General features: G+C 68.0%; 19 protein-coding genes. 13 read left to right on the top strand and 6 right to left on the bottom strand.

Annotated features, from left to right (window positions below):
* The first annotated feature begins 4 nt into the window (after positions 1–4).
* From AC3FNH_RS27645 to AC3FNH_RS27660, 4 genes are all read left to right on the top strand, one after another.
* A complete protein-coding gene (locus tag AC3FNH_RS27645) occupies positions 5–703 on the top strand; it encodes a fumarylacetoacetate hydrolase family protein (protein ID WP_488722331.1) in 699 nt (232 codons plus the stop codon).
* 30 nt (positions 704–733) lie between these two features.
* A complete protein-coding gene (gene maiA, locus AC3FNH_RS27650) occupies positions 734–1,375 on the top strand; it encodes a maleylacetoacetate isomerase (protein WP_488722332.1) in 642 nt (213 codons plus the stop codon).
* Between the two features lie 27 nt (positions 1,376–1,402).
* Entirely contained in the window at positions 1,403–2,617 is a 1,215-nt protein-coding gene (locus AC3FNH_RS27655) for a 3-hydroxybenzoate 6-monooxygenase (protein ID WP_488722333.1), read from the top strand.
* 100 nt (positions 2,618–2,717) lie between these two features.
* Positions 2,718–4,061, top strand: coding sequence for an MFS transporter (locus tag AC3FNH_RS27660; RefSeq protein WP_488722334.1), 1,344 nt, complete (start codon positions 2,718–2,720; stop codon positions 4,059–4,061).
* 11 nt (positions 4,062–4,072) lie between these two features.
* Here the strand turns inward: AC3FNH_RS27660 and AC3FNH_RS27665 are convergent, their stop codons facing one another.
* From AC3FNH_RS27665 to AC3FNH_RS27680, 4 genes are read right to left on the bottom strand one after another with little or no spacing between them, the layout of a single operon-like run.
* Entirely contained in the window at positions 4,073–5,239 is a 1,167-nt protein-coding gene (locus AC3FNH_RS27665; protein WP_488722335.1) for an ABC transporter permease, read from the bottom strand.
* Positions 5,240–5,247: 8 nt separating this feature from the next.
* Positions 5,248–6,402 carry an ABC transporter permease gene (locus AC3FNH_RS27670; RefSeq protein WP_488722336.1) on the bottom strand — a complete coding sequence of 385 codons (1,155 nt, stop codon included), beginning with the start codon at positions 6,400–6,402 and terminating at the stop codon, positions 5,248–5,250.
* 21 nt (positions 6,403–6,423) lie between these two features.
* Positions 6,424–7,059: an ABC transporter ATP-binding protein gene (locus tag AC3FNH_RS27675; RefSeq protein WP_276103167.1), complete on the bottom strand. Its 636-nt coding sequence runs from the start codon at positions 7,057–7,059 to the stop codon at positions 6,424–6,426.
* 58 nt (positions 7,060–7,117) lie between these two features.
* Positions 7,118–8,323 carry an efflux RND transporter periplasmic adaptor subunit gene (locus AC3FNH_RS27680; RefSeq protein WP_488722337.1) on the bottom strand — a complete coding sequence of 402 codons (1,206 nt, stop codon included), beginning with the start codon at positions 8,321–8,323 and terminating at the stop codon, positions 7,118–7,120.
* Between the two features lie 335 nt (positions 8,324–8,658).
* Between AC3FNH_RS27680 and AC3FNH_RS27685 the strand changes: the two genes are divergently transcribed.
* From AC3FNH_RS27685 to AC3FNH_RS27715, 7 genes are all read left to right on the top strand, one after another.
* Positions 8,659–9,588, top strand: a complete 930-nt coding sequence (locus AC3FNH_RS27685) for a dioxygenase family protein (protein WP_488722338.1) — start codon at positions 8,659–8,661, stop codon at positions 9,586–9,588.
* A gap of 42 nt (positions 9,589–9,630) precedes the next feature.
* Positions 9,631–10,380 (top strand): SDR family NAD(P)-dependent oxidoreductase, encoded by a 750-nt coding sequence (locus tag AC3FNH_RS27690; protein ID WP_276102960.1) that lies wholly within the window; start codon positions 9,631–9,633, stop codon positions 10,378–10,380.
* Positions 10,381–10,409: 29 nt separating this feature from the next.
* Entirely contained in the window at positions 10,410–11,294 is an 885-nt protein-coding gene (locus tag AC3FNH_RS27695; protein ID WP_488722339.1) for a beta-keto acid cleavage family enzyme, read from the top strand.
* A 43-nt stretch (positions 11,295–11,337) separates the two neighbouring features.
* Positions 11,338–12,315, top strand: coding sequence for a quinone oxidoreductase family protein (locus AC3FNH_RS27700; protein ID WP_488722340.1), 978 nt, complete (start codon positions 11,338–11,340; stop codon positions 12,313–12,315).
* On the top strand, positions 12,312–12,653 hold the full coding sequence (locus AC3FNH_RS27705) for a cupin domain-containing protein (RefSeq protein WP_276102957.1): 342 nt from the start codon (positions 12,312–12,314) through the stop codon (positions 12,651–12,653). Before AC3FNH_RS27700 ends, AC3FNH_RS27705 begins: the two co-directional genes overlap by 4 nt.
* Positions 12,654–12,907: 254 nt before the next feature.
* The gene (locus AC3FNH_RS27710; RefSeq protein WP_488722341.1) at positions 12,908–13,906 is read left to right on the top strand and encodes a tripartite tricarboxylate transporter substrate binding protein; all 999 of its coding nucleotides are present in this window, start codon (positions 12,908–12,910) and stop codon (positions 13,904–13,906) included.
* A 109-nt stretch (positions 13,907–14,015) separates the two neighbouring features.
* On the top strand, positions 14,016–15,047 hold the full coding sequence (locus tag AC3FNH_RS27715) for a LacI family DNA-binding transcriptional regulator (RefSeq protein ID WP_488722342.1): 1,032 nt from the start codon (positions 14,016–14,018) through the stop codon (positions 15,045–15,047).
* 110 nt (positions 15,048–15,157) lie between these two features.
* Here AC3FNH_RS27715 and AC3FNH_RS27720 read toward each other — a convergent pair whose 3' ends face one another.
* Together AC3FNH_RS27720 and AC3FNH_RS27725 are read right to left on the bottom strand one after the other, a co-directional pair.
* Positions 15,158–15,628, bottom strand: coding sequence for a MaoC family dehydratase (locus tag AC3FNH_RS27720; RefSeq protein WP_488722343.1), 471 nt, complete (start codon positions 15,626–15,628; stop codon positions 15,158–15,160).
* 39 nt (positions 15,629–15,667) lie between these two features.
* Positions 15,668–16,651 carry a tripartite tricarboxylate transporter substrate binding protein gene (locus AC3FNH_RS27725; RefSeq protein ID WP_488722344.1) on the bottom strand — a complete coding sequence of 328 codons (984 nt, stop codon included), beginning with the start codon at positions 16,649–16,651 and terminating at the stop codon, positions 15,668–15,670.
* 217 nt (positions 16,652–16,868) lie between these two features.
* Between AC3FNH_RS27725 and AC3FNH_RS27730 the strand changes: the two genes are divergently transcribed.
* Together AC3FNH_RS27730 and AC3FNH_RS27735 are read left to right on the top strand one after the other, a co-directional pair.
* Complete coding sequence (locus tag AC3FNH_RS27730) at positions 16,869–17,771, top strand: LysR substrate-binding domain-containing protein (protein ID WP_488722345.1); 903 nt, start codon at positions 16,869–16,871, stop codon at positions 17,769–17,771.
* Between the two features lie 180 nt (positions 17,772–17,951).
* Positions 17,952–19,142 carry a CaiB/BaiF CoA transferase family protein gene (locus AC3FNH_RS27735; protein ID WP_488722346.1) on the top strand — a complete coding sequence of 397 codons (1,191 nt, stop codon included), beginning with the start codon at positions 17,952–17,954 and terminating at the stop codon, positions 19,140–19,142.
* The last annotated feature ends 311 nt before the right edge of the window (positions 19,143–19,453 follow it).

The raw sequence follows: 19,453 nt of genomic DNA on the forward strand, positions 1-19,453 counted from the left end.
GACCATGTCCTACGTCTTCACGCCTCCCGCCACCGTCGCCATTCCCGTCGCCGGCACCGATGACCAGTTCGCCGTGCGCCGCGTCTACTGCGTGGGCCGCAACTATGCCGCCCATGCGCGCGAAATGGGCTTCGACCCCGACCGCGAGCCACCGTTCTTCTTCTGCAAGCCGGCCGACGCCATCGTGCCCGTGGCAGACGGCCAGACGCTGGAGCTGCCCTACCCGGCGCAGACGCAGAACTACCACTACGAAGCCGAACTGGTGGCCGTGATCGGCAAGGCCGGCGCCGATATCCCGGTCGAGCAGGCGCTCGAGCACGTGTGGGGCTACGCCGTGGGCCTGGACATGACCCGCCGCGACCTGCAGATGAAGATGCGCGAGATGGGCCGCCCGTGGGAAATCGGCAAGGCCTTCGACGCGTCCGCGCCGATCGCGCCGATCCACCGCGCCAGCGATATCGGCCACCCGCAGCAGGCAGCGATCTGGCTGACCGTCAATGGCCAGGACAAGCAGCGCAGCAATGTCACGCACCTGATCTGGTCGGTGGCCGAAACGGTGGCCTACCTGTCGCAGTTCTTCCGCCTGGAACCGGGCGACGTGATCTTCACCGGCACCCCGGAAGGCGTGGGCGCGGTCAAGACCGGCGACGCCATGGTGACCGGCGTGGAAGGTCTCGGCGAACTCAAGGTCCGCGTGGTCTGAATCCGGAATACGGCAAGCAGCGAAGCCATCATGCAGCTCTATAGTTTCTTCAACAGCTCCACGTCCTACCGCGTGCGCATTGCGCTGGCGCTCAAGGGCCTGCCCTTCGAGACCCTGCCGGTCAACATCCGCACCGGCCAGCACCGCGAGGCGGAGTACGTGCAGGGCATCAACCCGTCCGCCTCGGTGCCCGCGCTGGTGGACGGCGAATTCACGCTCGGACAGTCGCTCGCGATCATGGACTACCTCGATGCGCGCTTCCCGGAACCGCGCCTGCTGCCGCAGGACTCGGAGCAGCGCGCGCGTGTGCTGGAACTGGCCAGCCTGATCGCCTGCGACATCCACCCGGTCAACAACCTGCGCGTGCTGCGCTACCTGCAGGATGTGCTGAAGGTGACGCCGGAACAGAAGGACGCCTGGTACCGCCACTGGATCGACGAAGGCATGGCCGGCGTCGAACGCCTGCTCGCGCTGCACGGCAAGGGCCCGTGGTGCTTCGGCGACAGCCCGACTCTCGCCGACGTGACGCTGGTGCCCCAGGTCGCCAACGCCCAGCGCATGGGCTGCGACCTGTCGGCCTACCCGCGCGCCCTGGCGGTGTATGCGCACGCCAGCGCACACCCCGCCTTCGCCAAGGCGGCGCCCACGCAGCAACCGGACTACACGGCCTGATCGACCGATCCAGGCCAGGAGACAAGCATGAACACACCACAAGACACGGGGCGCAAGGTCCTGATCATCGGCGGCGGCATCGGCGGCCTGGCCGCGGCGCTGGCGCTCGCGCGCAAGGGCATTCGCATCGAGCTGCTGGAGCAGGCCGAGCAGATCGGCGAGATCGGCGCGGGCATCCAGCTCGCGGCCAATGCCTTCGCGGCCATGGACGCGCTCGGCGTGGGCGAGGCCGCGCGCGGCCGGGCGGTCTTCACCGACTACCTGAGCCTGCGCGATGCGATCGACACGCACGAGATCGCCCGCGTCGATGTCGGCACGCCCTACCGCGAGCGCTTCGGCAACCCATATGCGGTGATCCACCGCGCGGACATCCACCTGTCGATCCTGGAGGCCGTGCAGGACCACCCGCTGATCAGCTTCCGCACCGCCACGCGCGTCGAGAAGCTGGAGCAGGACGAGCGCAGCGTCACCGTCATCGACCAGCGCGGCGAACGCCACCATGCCGATGCCGTGGTCGGCTGCGACGGCGTCAAGTCCGCCATCCGCGAGGCGCTGATCGGCGACGCGCCGCGCGTGACCGGCCACGTCGTGTATCGCGCGGTGGTCGAGGTCGACAACATGCCGAAGGACCTGCGGGTCAACGCGCCCGTGGTCTGGGCCGGCCCGAACTGCCACCTGGTGCACTACCCGCTGCGCGGCGGCCAGCAGTACAACCTGGTCGTGACCTTCCACAGCCGCGAGCAGGAGACCTGGGGCGTGCGCGAAGGCAGCAAGGAAGAAGTGCTGTCGTACTTCGACGGCATCCACGCGCTGCCGCACCAGATGCTGGATCGCCCGACCTCATGGAAGCGCTGGGCCACGGCCGACCGCGATCCGGTGGAAAGCTGGAGCTTCGGCCGCGCGACCATCCTGGGCGATGCCGCGCACCCGATGACGCAATACGTCGCGCAGGGCGCCTGCCAGGCGCTCGAAGATGCTGTCACGCTGGGCGCCGCGGTGGAAGCGGCCGGCAATGACTTCGAAGCGGCGTTCAAGCTGTACGAACAGGCGCGCATCCCGCGCACCGCACGCGTGCTCTACGCCGCGCGCGACATGGGCCGCGTGTACCACGCCAAGGGTGTCGACCGCATGGTGCGCAACACGCTGTGGACCGGCCGCACGCAGGCGCAGTACTACGACGCGCTGCAGTGGCTGCACGGCTGGCGCGCCGAACGCTGCCTGAGCCCGACGCCCTGGCTCTGAACTTCCGGAAGACCATGCAGTGACCACCGCGGTGACTGGCGGCCGACACGGCCGCCAGCCCGAATTTGTCCCGAAACAGGCAACGAGGAGGAGACAACCCATGCCTGCCAGCCAGAGAATCAATATTTCTGCGTTCATCGACCGCCATCCGCTATCGGCGTTCCAGGTCATGATCGTGGTGCTGTGCTTCCTGATCGTCGCCATCGACGGCTTCGACACCGCCGCGATCGGCTTCATCGCGCCGGCCATCCGCGCCGAATGGCAGCTGACGCCGGCACACCTGGCCCCGCTGTTCGGCGCCGGGCTCGGCGGCCTGATGGCCGGTGCCTTCCTGTTCGGCCCGCTGGCCGATCGCTTCGGCCGCAAGACCGTGCTGGTGTTCTCGGTGCTGTTCTTCGGCCTGGCCAGCCTCGCATCGGCGTGGTCGGGCGAGCTGTGGGAACTGATCGCGCTGCGCTTCCTGACCGGCCTTGGCCTGGGCGGCGCCATGCCCAATACCATCACGCTGACGTCCGAGTTCTGTCCGGAAAAGCGCCGCTCGTTCCTGGTCACGACCATGTTCTGCGGCTTCACGCTCGGCTCCGCGCTGGGCGGGCTGGCCTCTGCCGGGCTGATCGAAGCCTACGGCTGGCGCTCGGTGCTGGTGGTCGGCGGCGTGCTGCCGCTGGCGTTGTCAGTGCTGCTGGCGCTGCTGCTGCCGGAGTCCGTGCGCTACCTGGTGATGGCAGGCCGCGCGCCGGAACGCATCGCCGCCACGCTGCAGCGCATTGCCCCGCAGGCCGACCTGCGCGGCGCAACCTTTACCGTGGCCGAGACGCGCAGCACCAGTTCTCCGGTGCGGCACCTGTTCAAGCCTGAACTGGTGCGCGGCACGCTGCTGTTCTGGCTGACCTTCTTCATGAGCCTGCTGGTGATCTACCTGCTCTCGAGCTGGCTGCCGACCCTGCTGCGCGGCACCGGCCTGTCGCTGCGCACCGCGGCGCTGGTCACCACCATGTTCCAGGTCGGCGGCACGCTCGGCGCCATCGTGCTGGGCTGGCTGATGGACCGATTCAACCCGCACTACGTGCTGGCCGTCAGCTACGCGCTGGCCGGCGTGTTCGTCGCCGCTATCGGCAGTCTCGCCGATACGCCTGCGCTGGCCAGTGTGGCGGTGTTCTTCGCGGGCTTCTGCGTATCGGGGTCGCAGGTCGGCGCCAACGCGCTGTCGGCAGGCTTCTACCCGACTGACTGCCGCGCCACGGGCGTGAGCTGGGCCAACGGCGTGGGCCGTCTCGGTTCGGTGGTCGGCTCCGTCGGCGGTGCCACCATGCTGTCGCTGGGACTGGGCATGCCCACGCTGTTCGTGCTGATCGGCGTGCCCGCGCTGCTCGCCGGCGGCACCATGCTGACGCTCGGGCTGGCGCGGCGCGCGCCTGCGCCCCAGGAGTTTGCCGCGAGCTGATCCGCGAAGCGTCAGCGCGCCCGCAGCGCATCGACGATGTTCATGCGGGCCGCGCGCAGCGCCGGCAGAAAGCCGCCGACCAGGCCCATCGCCATCGAGAACCCGAGCGTCTTTGCCACAATGCCCGGCGTCAGGATAAAGCGGAACGACAGGTCCGCGAACGTCTGGAAGTTGGTCGTGGAAAACGACGCAAACTGCATCAGCGCCGCACAGCAGAGCCCGGCCACGCCACCGGCCAGCCCGAGCAGCAGCGCCTCGACCAGGAATGCGGCCAGCACGTTGGTGCGCCGGAAACCCAGCGCGCGCAGCGTGCCGATCTCCGCAACACGGTTGGCCACCGACGCATACATGGTGATCATCGCGCCAATCATCGCCGCGATCGAGAAGATCGTCGACAGCGTCAGGCCCAGGATGTTGATGAACGTCGACAGCGCCTTGGACTGGTCGCTGTAGAAGGACTGCTCGCTCTTGGCCTCCGCGGTCAGGCGCGGGTCGACGTCGATGTCGGCGCGCAGGCGCGCAAAGGCTTCCGGCCGCGACAGCCGCACCACCATCGACGAATAGCTGGTGCGGCGGAACGACTGCATGAGCTGGTCGGCGTCGCCCCAGATCTCCGAATCGAAGCCGCTGCCGCCCGCGTCGAACACGCCGACGATGGTCCAGTCGCGCTGGGCAAAGCGCAGGCGCCCGCCAAGCTGCGCCCCGGTGAAGCCGCGGGCCACGCTGCTGCCCACGATGATCTCCGACGAGCCCGGCCGGAACGTGCGCCCCGCCACCAGCCGGATCTGCGGCCGCAATCCCAGGCCCTTCGGCGACACGCCGCGGATCACGACATTGGCAGGCGTATCCGACCCGCGCTTGGTCAGCGAGATCAGCACCACCGCTTCTTTCGAGGCCATGGGCCGGCCGTTGCCGTCCATCGCCACCGACGGGTGCATCTCCATGATGCTGGCCTGGTCGCGGCTGATGCCGCTCTGCACCTCAGTCTCTGCGCCCTTGCGGATCATGACCACATTGTCCGGCTCGCCGGTGGTGACGAGCGTGCGCTTGAGCCCCGCGTCAAGCATCAGCATGGTGGCAAACACGAACACCACCAGCGCAAGGCCGCCGGCCGTCAGCGCCGTGGTCAGGCGCCGGGCCCACAGGTTGCGCGCGATGTAGCTGAACGGGATCGCCATGCGCTCGCCTAGCCGATGGCCCGCAGGCCTTCCACGATGCGCACGCGCGCCGCCTGCACGGCCGGCACCACGGCGGCGACGAGCGCCACGGCCAGCGCGCAGGCCGCCTGCATCCACATGGTCTGGCGCGACACGGTGAACACCGGGAACACGCCGCCGACCGCCTGCTTGAATATCGCGGCCATCGGCGGCGTGGCCAGCATGCCGATGCCACCGCCCACCAGGCAGATGAACATCGATTCGCCGAACATCAGCAGCGCCAGGAAGCCGGGCCCGAAACCGAGCGCCTTGAGCGTGGCGTACTCCGTGGTGCGTTCGCGCGCGCTCATCGCCATCGCGTTGGCCATCACGGCCATGATGATCAGGATCACCACGTAGGACACCACGCGGATGGCCGCGATGATCTGGTTCGACATGGCCACGAAGCCCAGCTGGAACGCCTGCTCGGTCTCGGTGAGCGTCTCGGCCAGCGAATTGCGGAACACCGCATCCACGCCGCGCGAGATCGCGGCGGCGTTGTCGGGGTTGTCGATGTCCAGGATGTACACGCCGACCTGGTCGGCCTGCTTCGGCGAGCGCTTGCGCACGGTCTCGTTCAGGTATTCCCAGTGGAACACCATGTGGCGCGTGATGGTGCTTTCATCACGCCCCTCCATGATGCCGCGCACGATGAAGTCCCACGTGCCCGTATAGATCGTGCCCTTGATGGGAATCACGTCGCCGACCTTGAAGCCGTACTGGTCCGCGAGCTGCCGCCCGATCAGGCAGCCCTTGCGGTCGCGCTGGTAATCGGCGCGCTGCTGCGCCGTGACGACGAACTCGGGGTACAGCTCGAGGTAGTTGTCCGAGACGGCGAACTGCGCGAAGAAGTTCTTGGGATCGCGGTAGACGCCGCCGAACCAGTTGGAGCGCGCCACCAGCGTCACGCCGTCCACGCCGCGGATGCGGCTTTCATAGCTGAGCGGCAGCGGGAACACCAGCGAGATCGCGTTGCGCGTCACCAGCCGCCCGCTCGAAGCCGCGGCCGCGCCCGCGTACCAGGCGTCCACCACGGTCTGCAGCAGCCCGTAGGCCAGCACCGCGACCACCAGCCCGGTCACGGTCAGCGCGGTGCGCAGCTTGTGGCGCAGCGCGTTGCGGGCAATCAGCTTGAGCACGAACATGGCGCGCCCGTTCAGTGCCGTTCAGGCGCTGTTGCCATGGTTCAGTTCCCCTTTCTCGAGGTGCAAGAGCGAGCGCGCCGCGTTGGCGGCATGCGCGTCGTGCGTGACCATGATGATGGTCTTGCCGGCCTCGCGGTTCAGCCGCTGGAGCATCGCCAGGATGTCCGCGGCGGCGTTCCGGTCGAGGTCGCCCGTGGGTTCGTCGGCCACGATCAGCACCGGGTCGGTGATTAGTGCGCGGGCAATGGCCACGCGCTGCTGCTGCCCGCCGGACAGTTCCGACGGATAGTGGCTCATGCGGTCGGCCAGGTTCACCATGCCGAGCACCATCTCCACGCGCGCGCGCCGCTCCTGGCGCGACAGGCGCGTGAGCATCAGCGGCAGCTCCACGTTCTCGAAGGCGGTGAGCACCGGCATCAGGTTGTAGAACTGGAAGATAAAACCGACGTTGGCCGCGCGCCAGGCGGCAAGCTCCGACTCCGCCAGATGGGTAATGTCTTGCCCCGCCACCAGCAGTTCGCCGCTGTCGGGCCGGTCGATGCCCGCGATCAGATTGAGCAGCGTGCTCTTGCCCGAGCCCGACGGCCCCATCAGCGCAATGAAATCGCCCTCGGCAATATCGAGCGTGATATCGGTCAGCACCGGCACGGTCTGCATGCCGCGCCGGTAGGACTTGGCGAGATGGCGGATGCGTACGAGCGGATCGGCTGCCACGTTACTTCTTCTTCGCCGTGACGCTGGCGCCGTCGCGCAGCTTGTCGGCCGGCGCCAGCACCACCGTAGCGCCGGCGGCCACGCCACTGACGGCCACCAGTTCGCCGATGCGCTCGCCGGTCGTCACTGCCGTCTCATGCGCCTTGCCGTCGCGGATCACGAACACCACCTTGCGCCCGTCGCGCGTGGCGATGGCGCCGGGCTGCACGGCCACGACGGGCTTGCGGTCCTGCTCGGGCAGCGGTTTGGACAGGAACGCGATCTTGGCGCTCATATCGGGCAGCACGCGCGCGTCGCGGTCGACAAAGCGCACCTTGACCAGCACGGTCGCCTTGGAGCGGTCGACCGTCGGCACGATGCGCGACACCTGGCCCGCGAAGCGGACATCGGGCAGCGCGTCGAGCAGCATCAGGCAAGGCTGGTCCGCGCGGATCTTCGCGATATTGGATTCGGCGACATCCGCCTCGACTTCCAGCGTATCCATGTCGGCAATGGTCACGACCGCGCCCTTGGTGTCGGACGCCGACGAGAACGGCGTGATGTTGTCGCCGACGTTGGCATGCTTGACCAGCACCACGCCGTCGAACGGCGCGCGGATCACGGTCTGGTCGACAGCCACCTGGGCGGCCCGCGCACTGGCCTGCGCCGACACGATCGCCGCGCGCGAATTGGCGACCGAGGCCTGCGCCTTCCTGAAGCGGGCCAGGTCGGCGTCGTACTGCTGGACGGAGATCGCCTTCGGGCCCAGCAGCTGTTCGTCGCGGCGCAGGTTCACATCCGCGTCGCGGAGCTCGGCAAGTTGCAGCTCCAGATTGGCCTGCGCGACCTTCACCTGCGCGGTCGACTGCGCGAGCGTGGCGTCCACGTCGCGGCTTTCGATGCGGGCGATGATCTCGTCCTTCTTCACGCGGGAGCCCTCCAGCACGCCCAGCCATTCCAACCTGCCCTGCGCCTTCGAAGCGACAGCCGCCTTGCGCTGGGGCACGACGTAGCCGGTAGCGTTGAGGAGGGTGTAGTTCTGGGAGGGATAGGCCGATGAGACCGTCACGGTTTCCACTGCCGTGGGGCTGGCCAGCTTGAAGGTGACGGCGGCCGCCGCGGCCAGCACCACCGCGATGGCGATATACGGAAGCCAGCGGCGCCGCCGCGAAGGTGCGGTGAGTGGGCCGCGGTCGATTTTCAGCCTGGAGAGGTCGGGATCGGGCAAGCGGGTCGTCCTCTTTGATGGAGGGGGTCAGTATAGCGCCGGGGGGTTTAGGGACCGGGGAGCCGCTGCGACGGCTCGATCGTGGCTCGATGACCCTGGTTCCCCATTGCATCCCCTCTGATTCCTCCCTCCATCGAAAGCCGGATGACTCGTATAGGCAGCCCCGCCAAGAACCATAAGAGTTCGCCCCACCCTCGGCAACCCCTTGTTTTTCCTGCGTTTTTAACCCGGCACATCCTCCCCGCCGGCTAACTCCCAAAAAATCCCCTTGACCAACGCCATTCCTGACGCATAATTGCAAACGTTTGCAGCAAACGTTTGCAAGGAGCAGAAAGATGGAGACCAGACAACAGCCCCAGCCACCCCACCCCCTTCGCCTGATCGAGGACGAGCATTCCGTCACCCAGATCGTCCAGGCCGCCATGACGCAGGCCGCCAGCCCGCGGCTGCGCTTCGTCATGGGCCTGCTGGTCCAGCACCTGCATGATTTCCTGCGTGAGGTACGCCCCACGGACGAGGAGTTCGAACAGGCGCTGGAATTCATCGCCGCACTGGGTCACGCCACCCATGCGACCAACAATGAAGTGGTGCTGGCCGCCGACGTGCTGGGCCTGTCCACGCTGGTGACCGTGATGAACAACAACACCACGGACGGCCGCACCCCCGGCGCGCTGCTGGGCCCGTTCTACCGCGCCAACGCCCCGCGTTATGCCTGCGGCGACTGCGTGGTCCAGGACGACGCCCCCGGCCTGCCGCTATTCGTGCGCGGCACCGTGCGCGGCACCGATGGCATGCCGCTGTCCGGCGCGCTCGTGGAAATCTGGCAGGCCTCTCCGGTCGGCCTGTACGACAACCAGGATCCGCGCCAGCCCGACCGCAACCTGCGTGGCTGCTTCCATACCGATGAGCAAGGCGCTTACCACTTCCGCACCGTACGCCCGGCCGGCTATCCGGTGCCGACCAACGGGCCGATCGGCACGCTCCTCGACGCACAGCAGCGCCATCCGTACCGGCCCGCGCATATCCATTTCATCGTCGCGGCGCCGGGCTATCGCACGCTGGTGACACAGGTGTTCGTAGATGAGCCGCAAGCGCTGGAATCCGACGTGACCTTCGGCGTGCACCGGCAGCTCGTCGGCCATCTCGAACGCGTCGAACATGGCCAAAGCCCCTGGGGCAACCTGCCCGCCCCGTTCTACACGCTCGATTTCGACTTCACCCTCGAACCCGGCGAACAGACCTTCCCGAAGCCGCCGATCGACTGACCGCCCGGCCCCCACGCTTTTCACGCAGCACGACTGAACACCATGAGCCTCTTCTCCCTTTCCGGCAAGGTTGCCGTGATCCTCGGCGGTACCGGCGGCATCGGCCTGGCTACCGGCAATGCGCTGGCGCAGCTCGGCGCCAGCGTCGTCCTGACCGGCCGCAACCGCGACAGCGCGGACAGCGCGGCCGCATCGCTGCCGGCCGGCAATCACATGGGCGCTGCCGCCGAAATCGGCGACACCGCGTCACTGAACGCGCTTGCCGACGAGGTCAGCCGCCACTACGGGCGCGTCGACATCCTGGTCAATACCGCCGGCTTTACGCGGGCGATTCCACACGCCGATCTTGATGCGCTCAACGATGCCCTGATCGACGAACTGTTCGCCATCAACTGGCGCGGCCAGTTCGCGGCGATCCGCGCATTCGCGCCGCACCTGCGCGCCAACGGCGACGGGCTGGTGGTCAATGTCGGCTCGATCGCGGGGCGCACGGGCCAGGGCAGCAACGTGGCGTACTGCGCGGCCAAGGCCGGGCTGGACGTCATGGCCATGTCGCTGGGCCGCGCGCTGGCGCCGGCCATCCGCGTGCTGAACGTCTCGCCGGGTGTGGTCGACACGGGCTTCGTGCCCGGCCGCGACGAAAGCTTCAACGAACGCGCGGCCAGGACCACGCCGCTGCGCCGCATCGGCCAGGCGCAGGACGTGGCCGACGCCGTCGTCGCCTGCGCCACGTCGCTGCGCTTTGCCACGGGCACCACCATCGTCGTCGACGGCGGACGCCAGCTCGGCTGATTGCTTTCCACTCATTCGCCAACGCAACCATGCACGCACGCAAGACCATCATCACCTGCGCGGTGACCGGCAACATCGTCACGCCCGAGCAATACCCCAACCTGCCGGTCACGCCGGAGCAGATCGCCAATGCCGCGCTGGAGGCCGCCGAAGCCGGCGCCGCGGCCGCGCACATCCACGTGCGCGATCCCGAGACCGGGCGTCCGTCGATGTCGCTCGAGTACTACGCCGACGTCATCGACCGCATCCGCAAGCGCAACCGCACGCTGATCATCAACCTGACCACCGGCCCCGGCGGCCGCTTCGTGCCGAGCGAGGACGAACCGCGCGTGGCCGCCCCGGGCACCACGCTGCTGCACCCGGCCAAGCGCGTGGAGCACATCGCCGCGCTGCGTCCCGACGTGTGCTCGCTCGACCTGAACACCATGAACTCGGGCGGCGACGTGGTCATCAACACGCCGGCCAATGTCCGCAAGATGGCGGCCGTGATCCGCGCGGCCGGCGTCATGCCGGAGCTGGAGATCTTCGACTCGGGCGACCTCAACATGGCGCTCGATTTCATCCGCGAAGGCGTGCTCGACGGCCCCGGCCTGTGGACCTTCGTGCTCGGCGTCAAATACGGCTTCGCGCCGACGCCGGAAACCATCTTCTATGCGCGCAACATGCTGCCGCCCGGCGCGCACTGGTCGGCCTTCGGCATCGGCCGCGCGGAGTTCCCGATCGTGGCGCAGGCGTGGCTCGCAGGCGGCCATGTCCGCGTCGGGCTGGAAGACAACATCTACCTGGAAAAGGGCGTGCTCGCACCGAGCAATGCCGCACTGGTCGCCAAGGCGCGCGACATCGTCCGCTCGCTCGGCGGCGAGATCGCGTCATCGCAGGAGGCGCGTCGCACGCTTGGCCTGCGCGAAGCCTAAACCAAGCCGGACACGGCAACAGACACTGAACAAGGAAGACAACATGAACACGATTCGCGTCAGCGAGAAAGCCGCCGGCATCGACACCCTGCAACTGCAACTGGTGGGTACGCCGCGCCCCCAGGCCGGCGACGGCCAGTGCGTGATCGAGGTGGCCAGCGCCGGCGTCAACCCCAGCGATGTCAAGGCAACGCTCGGGCTGATGCCGCATGCAGTGTGGCCGCGCACGCCGGGCCGCGACTATGCGGGCACCGTGATCGACGGTCCGAGCGGCCTGGTCGGCCTGCAGGTATGGGGCAGTGGCGGCGAACTGGGCATCCGCCGCGACGGCACGCACGGCAAGTACCTGCGCGTGGCCGCGCAAGCGGTGCGCGAAAAGCCGGCCACGGTCTCGCTGCTGGAAGCCGGCGCGGTCGGCGTGCCCTTCATCACCGCCTTTGAAGGCCTGCGCCGCGCCGGCATGCCGAAGCCGGGCAGCGTCGTGCTGGTGTGCGGCGGCAACGGCAAGGTCGGACAGGCCACGATCCAGATCGCCACCGCGCTGGGCGCGCGCGTGTTCGCCGTGGAACGCACCGCCGAGCGCTATCGCGGCCACGCCAGCGCGCCGGTGCGCATGATCGATGCCAGCAATGAAGCCATCGCCACGGTGGTGCGCGACGAGACCGACGGCCACGGCGCCGACATCGTCTACAACACCGTCGGCAGCCCGTACTTCGAGCAGGCCAACCAGGCCATGGCGATCGGCGCGGCGCAGATCTTCATCTCCACCATCGAGCGCCCCGTGCCGTTCGACATCTTCACGTTCTACCGCGGCCAGCATACCTACGTGGGCGTGGACACGCTGGCGCTGGACAGCAGTGCGTGCGCGAGCATCCTCGACCAGCTCGCGCCGATGTTTGCGTCCGGTGCACTGAAGCCCTTCCCGGTGCTGCCCGAGTATACGTACGCGCTGGCTGACGCCGCCGAGGCCTACCGCGCCGTGCTGCAGGGCGCGACCGAACGCGTGGTGCTCAAGCCATGAACACGACCCGTTTCGCGCAGGCGCCGGCGTACTTTCCGCCCAACCACGACGGCATGCATTGCCTGCGCCTGCAAGGGCATGAGGCCGGGCCGTCCGAGTCGCTGTGGCTGGGGGTGTCAGTGCTGCTGCCCGGTGGACACACCAGCATGGATGCGTCCGCCGTCGAGAAGCACTACGTCGTGCTCGAAGGCGAAGTCTGCATCCGCACGCCCGACGAGGCCGTGACGCTGCAGCAGTTCGATTCGGTCCGGCTCGCGCCGGGCGAAGCGCGGCAGGTGTCAAACCCGGGCAACCGCCCGGCCATGCTCCTGCTGGCCATGCCTTACCCGAAGGCCTGAGCCGGCAGCCACGACAGGCAGTACGCAGTATCCGGCGCCACGGCATGGCGCCGTCCTCCACATTGCGGGGACTTTCTTCCAGAACAAGCATCACAGGTAGGGGAGACAACCCACTACTACAGCCGCATCGACAACAAGAAGAACGCGAGCTACGACTTCGCCATCAACGAACTCGGTATGAGCGCCGGTGCGGACCCGCAGACCTTCGCGATTGGCCCACTTCTTCTGAACCCATTGTTGTGAGGAGACATACGATGAACCGCCCCCTTCGTCGCAAGACCCTGCGTGCCCTGTTCACGCTGCCGGCCGCGGCGGCCATGCTGGCCGCAGCCCCTGGCGCCATGGCGCAGCCGCAATACCCGTCCAAGCCGATCCGCCTCGTGGTGCCGTTCTCGGCCGGCAGCGCGACCGATATCCTGGCCCGTATCATCGGGACCAGGATGGGACAGAACGCCGGCTACCAGATCATCGTCGACAACCGCCCCGGTGCCGGCGGCACGCTGGGCGCCACCGGCGTCGCCAAGGCCGCGCCGGACGGCTACACGCTGATCCTGGTCTCGGTCGGCCATGCCATCAACGCCACGCTGTACCCGAAGCTGGCCTATGACACCGTCAAGGACTTCGCGCCGGTGTCGCTGGTGGCGAGCGTGCCCAATGTGCTGGTGGTGAATGCCGCCAGCAAGTACAACTCCGTGCGCGACATCGTCGCCGCGGCCAAGGCCAATCCCGGTGCCATGAACTTCGACTCGGCCGGCTCGGGCAGCTCCACGCACCTGAGCGGCGAGATGTTCAAGATGCAGGCCGGCATCGACGTGGTCCATATCCCGTACAAGGGCACCGGCGAGGCGCTCACGGACGTGATGGCCGGCCGTGGCGACATGATGTTCGCGCCGACGGTGTCGGCCATGCCGTTCGTGCGCCAGGGCAAGCTCAAGGCCCTGGCCGTGACCACCGCGAAGCGGGCCGGCACCCTGCCCGATATTCCGACGGTGGCGGAATCCGGCCTGCCGGGATACGCCTTCGATTCGTGGTTCGGCATCCTGGCCCCCGCCGGCACGCCGAAGGAGATCGTCAACGCGCTCAATGCCGAGATCGGCAAGGCGCTGGCCTCTGCCGACGTCCGGGAAAAGCTCGCGGTGCAGGGGGCCGAGCCCAGGACATCCACGCCGCAGGAGTTCTCCACGTACATCCAGGCGGAGATCGCGAAGCTGGCGCCGGTCGTGAAGCAGTCGGGCGTCAAGGGCGGCCAGTAGAACACCAGCGCGGGCGGCGCGGCGCCCGCTGGCTGTAGCGGGTGCCGTAGAATGGCGCATTCCCAGTTCGCCCAGCGCCCCAGGCGCCGCCGCACCGCCTTCCGCCGACATGTCCGAGCGCAAACGCCTGACCCTCAAAGACCTCGCCGCCGAGATCAATATGCATTACTCGACGGTGTCGCGCGTGATGAACCCGGCGACGCGGCACCTGGTGGCGGAAGACGTGGCGGCGCGCGTGCTGGCGCTGGCCGACGAACGCGGGTTCCGGCCGAACCGGATCGCGGCAGGCTTGCGCACGCAGCGCTCGGGACTGGTCGGCGTGGTGCTGCCCGATATCGCCAACCCGGTGTTCCCGCCGATCCTGGCGGGCATTGAAGCGGTGCTGAGCCAGCAAGGCTATGTGCCGATCGTGGTCAATGCCGGCACGGACAAGGCACGCCAGCGTTACGTCATCGACCAGTTGCTCGGGCGGCAGGTCGAAGGGCTGGTGCTGGCCACCGCCGAGCGTGACGACCCCGTGCTGGAGTACTGCGTGGCCCAGCGCATTCCCGTGGTCATGGTGAACCGCGGCGAGGACACCGGCCGCGCATCGTGCGTGGTCAGCGACAGCCTGCTGGCCATGCGCCTGACCGTGGACCACCTGGTCGGGCTCGGGCACCGCAACATCGGCCACATCGCGGGGCCCGCCACGCTCTCGACCGGCTTCCTGCGCCGCGAGGGCTTTGTCCGCGCCGTGCGGCGCCACCGCCTGCGGGCCGGGCAATGGCAGGTCATGGAGGCGGCCAGCTATTCACGCGATGCCGGCCGCGAAGCCTGCGAACGGCTGCTGGCCGAATTCCCGGGCATCACGGCCATTGCCGCCGGCAATGACCTGATCGCCATGGGCTGCTATGACTGCCTGCGCGCGCGCGGCCTGCGCTGCCCCGGAGACATCTCGGTGATCGGCCACAACGACATGCCGTTCGTCGACGCGCTGACGCCGCCGCTGACCACGGTGCGCATTGCCGTCCATGAAATGGGCGAAGAAGCGGCGCGGCTGCTGCTCAAGCAGATCCGCGAGCCCGGGGCCGACGCTGTGACGGTCGAGTTGAAGCCTGAACTGATTGTGCGTGGGTCGACGGCGGCGCCGCCGGTGGCCTGAAAACTCGCTTTCGGCCGCGAGCCAGCGGCCATGCGAACTCCCGATCGCCGTAGTGCATGCGACAGGCGATGATAGCCAGTTCGCTGTCGCCCACCGCCGCCGCAGGGATATCAGCCTTGCGCCGGCAAGCGCTTGCGTAGCAGGTACTTCTGCCAACCTTCCATGACCAGAACATCGTTCTGGTTGCGTACCTCCGTGCGCATCACCAGCACGCCGGTGGTACGGCCCGGAATCAGCTCGCTGACGGTCAGGCTGCTGTAGAGCGTGTCGCCGACATAGACCGGCGCCAGAAACTGGCTGCCCTGTTCGATAAAGGCCTTCAGCGATTCCTCCACCATATGCGGGAACAGCCCCGCACCGGCGGACGTCTGGATCAGCACCTGGTAACCGTGCGCGAGCATGTGCGGCATGCCATGGGCGCGGCAGTACTCGACGTCATAGTGCACGGGATGATTGTCGCCGCTGGCAAGCTGGAATGCGGCGAACAGCGCGTCGGTCATGGTGCGCGACGGCAGGTTCATGCGTTCGCCGATCTCGAAGTCCTCGAAGTAGCGCTGCGGGCAAAGCTGGTACTTGTTCATGATGGTCCGTTCGGTTGTCGTGATGGGTGTGGGTCGCGTTCAGTCGGCCTTCATGTTGGCCGCCGCGGCCACCGGCGTCCACTTGGCGATCTCCGCACGCAGGAACTTGTCCAGCGCTTCGGGTGTCGGCCTCGGTTCCAGGATCAGCCCCAGTTCGTTGGCCTTTGCCTGCAAGGCGGGCTCCTGCAGGGTCTGGGCAAGCGTGTCCGACAGCTTGTGGATGATCTCCGGCGAGGTCTTCGCGGGCGCGAACACGGCGTTCCAGGTGTAGGCCTCATAGCCCGGCACGACCTCGGCGATCGCCGGCGTATCGGGCGTCTGCGACAGGCGCTTCGACATCGATGTCGCCAGCAGCCGCACGGTGCCCGAGCGCACCTGCGCAAGTCCTGTCGGCGCGCTGTCGAGCATGAATTCCACATGGCCGCCGATCAGGTCCGCCATGGCCGGCGCGCTGCCGCGGTACGGCACGTGCACGGCCCTGGTGCCGGCCTTGTAGTTCAGCAGCTCTGCGCCCAGGTGCGGCGCGCTGCCAACACCGGCCGAGCTGTAGTTGACCTTGCCCGGATGCGCCTTCAGGTAGGCGATGAACTCGCCCAGCGTCTGCGCGGGCACGGACTTGTTGACCACCAGCACCAGCGGCGCGCGCGCGGCCAGGCCCACCGGCGCGAAATCCTCGATCGTGCGATACGGCAGCGAGTCATGGATGCTCGGGTTGACCGCGTGGGCCACCGTGGTCAGCAGCAGCGTGTAACCATCTGGAGCGGCCTTGGACACGTACTCGGTGCCGACGATGGTGCCGGCGCCCGTGCGGTTCTCGACCACCACCTGAGCCTTGAGCTGGCGGCTCCAGCTTGCCGCCAGCGATCGTGCAAAGGTGTCGGTCGGACCGCCGGCGGCGTATGGAACGACCAGCCTGACTGGCCGCGCGGGATAGTCGGATTGCGCGGCGGCGCCCGCGGCCGCGCCCAGCAGTGCGAGGCCAAGGCCAAGCGCTGCGGCGAACCGGGAAATGGGTGAAATCATGTCGGTGTCTCCGTCTCGTAGTCAGGCGATCGCACGGCCCCGGCAACCGGGCTGCGCCGTGCGGTGCGAGCGGAAAATATAGAATCGGGAGCAGCGGACAGGCCAGTCGAAAGGTACTGGGGTCCCTTAGAAGAATTCTAAAAGCGCTGTGCGGCAAGGCTTTGCGGGTGGTCCGGCCCGACCTGGCCCGACCCGACCAGCGCTGACGGAGACAGATTTGCGATTTGAACTGACAGACCTGCGCGTATTCCTGGCGATCGCGCAGGCCAAGAGCCTGACCGCCGGCGCGTCCGATATGCACCTGACCGCACCCTCGGCAAGCTACCGCCTGAAGAACCTCGAGCAGGCCGTGGGCGTGCCCTTGTTCCGGCGCACGCAGAAGGGCATGGCCTTGACGGCGGCCGGTGAAACCATGCTGCACCACGCGCGCACCATTCTCGACAATGTCGAACGGCTGCAGGCCGATATGCGCCGCCATACCGACGGCATCGAAGGCCACCTGCGCGTCCATGCGAACAGCAGCACCATGAGCAGCCTGCCCGCCGCGCTCAGCCGTTTCCTGGCCGCCTACCCTAACGTCAACGTCGACCTGGAAGAGCACCTGAGCGAGGAAAGCGTGCGCGCGGTGCTGGAAGCGCGCGCCGATATCGGCCTGGTGGCCGGCGCGATCGACCTGCGCGGGCTCGAATCGATCCGCTACGGCGAGGACGAGCTGCTGTTCGTGGTCCCGCCCCGGCATCCGCTTGGCCTGCACGAGCGCGTGCCGCTGACGCAGGCGCTGCAGTACGACCTGGTGTCGATCGGCAGCCGCAGCAGCAACTTCCTGTACCTGAAGCAGATGGCCGCGCGCGCGGGCATGACGCCCCGTGTCAGGGTGCATGCGGCGAACTTTGCGGCGGTCATCCGCTGCGTGCAGGAAGGCGCGGGCATTTCGCTGGTGCCGCGCTCGGTCGCCGATCCGGCGATCGCGCAGGGGCTGGTGGAAGGCGTCGTGCTGGACGAGCCGTGGGCCAGGCGCGAGCAGCGGATTGTCGTGCGCGACCAGCAGGCGTTGCCCGGCTATGCACGGGCGTTCATCCGGTTCGTGGCGGAGTCGGGGGAGGCAGGCGAAGCGGGCTGAACGATGCACGCGGGCTTCTTCCCTCTCCCACGCCAGTGGCAGACGCGACGCAGCCGGTCGTTAGACACCCTCGAACCCCGCTTAGGAAATCTCGACTGGCCGCGGCGCCCGCGCGGTTCCTATACTCGGCCTCCTATCTCGGCCTCCTGTCCCGGCCGACCCGATTCCCAGGAACCCGCCATGTCCCCCGCTACCCCGCCGCTCGACGGCATCACCGTGCTCGCCCTCGAACATGCCGTTGCCGCGCCGTTCGCCAGCCGCCAGCTGGCCGACCTCGGCGCCCGCGTCATCAAGATCGAACGCCCCGGCGCAGGCGACTTCGCGCGCGGGTATGACCAGGCCGTGCATGGCATGTCGTCGTTCTTCGTCTGGGCCAACCGGGGCAAGGAGAGCCTGACGCTGGACCTGAAGCATCCGCGCGCCGCCGGGATCGTGCGGCAATTGCTGGGCCAGGCCGATGTCCTGATCCAGAACCTTGCGCCCGGCGCCACCCAGCGCATGGGACTGGATTTCGACGCGCTGCATGCCGCCTTTCCCGGCCTCGTCGTGTGCGACATCTCCGGCTACGGCGACCAGGGCCCGTACCGCGACAAGAAGGCCTACGACCTGCTGATCCAGGCAGCCGCTGGCCTGATCTCCGTGACGGGGTCCGAAGCCGAGCCGTCGCGCGCGGGCATCTCGATTGCCGATATCGCGGCCGGCATGTACGCCTACTCGGGCATCCTCTCGGCCTTGCTGGCACGCGCGCGCACCGGCAAGGGCCAGCGCGTGGAGGTCACCATGCTCGAAGCGCTGGGCGAATGGATGTCGTACCCGCTGAACTTCGCCCACTATGGCGGCACGCCGCCGGCGCGCACCGGCCTTGCCCATCCGGCCATCGCACCGTACGGCCAGTATCGGGCCGGCGATGGCGGCAGCGTGATCTTCGGCCTGCAGAATGATCGCGAGTGGCAATGCTTCTGCCGCGAGGTGCTCGGCGACACGGCGCTCGCCGCGGACGAACGCTTCGCGACCAACCTGCAGCGCGTGGCCAACCGTGCCGCGCTCGATGCCGAGATCGGCGCGTGCCTTGCGCACATGACGCGCGACCAGCTGATCGAACGTCTCGACCGGGGCGGCATTGCCAATGCGCCGTTGAACGATATGCACGAGGTCTGGGCGCATCCGCAGTTCGCCGCGCGAGACCGCTGGCGCGAAGTCGCCACGCCGGCCGGGCCGGTGCAGGCGCTGCTGCCTCCCGCCACGTTGTCCCGCGCGCAGGCATGCATGGGCAGCGTGCCTGCGCTCGGCGAACACTCGGCGGATATTCTCGGTGCGCTGGGATTCAGCGACGCGCAGGTGGATGCGCTGCGCGCGGAAGGCGCTATCTGAACAGCCAGCGCATCAGCACGACATCAGCGATCAACGCGCCCCACCCAGCCGCGGCAACCGCGGCATCCGCCCGCACACGAAACCCGCGCGGAATCGAAGTCCTTCTATAGTTTCCGTTGCTGCCGAACCCTAGTCTACGAGGCGAAGATCCGCAGCATTCAGCACCGGTCTCCATCGACGCCGCGCTGGTCACCCGAGTGATCGGCGCGGCGGGAGACCCGGCGCGGCGACAACATCGCCCGCTCTCTTTCCGACTGAAGCCAATCTCCCGGTCAGATCGTCTGGCCGAGAACAGTGCTTGCCGCGGATCG

This window comes from Cupriavidus sp. 22TCCZM01-5, from assembly GCF_057798915.1.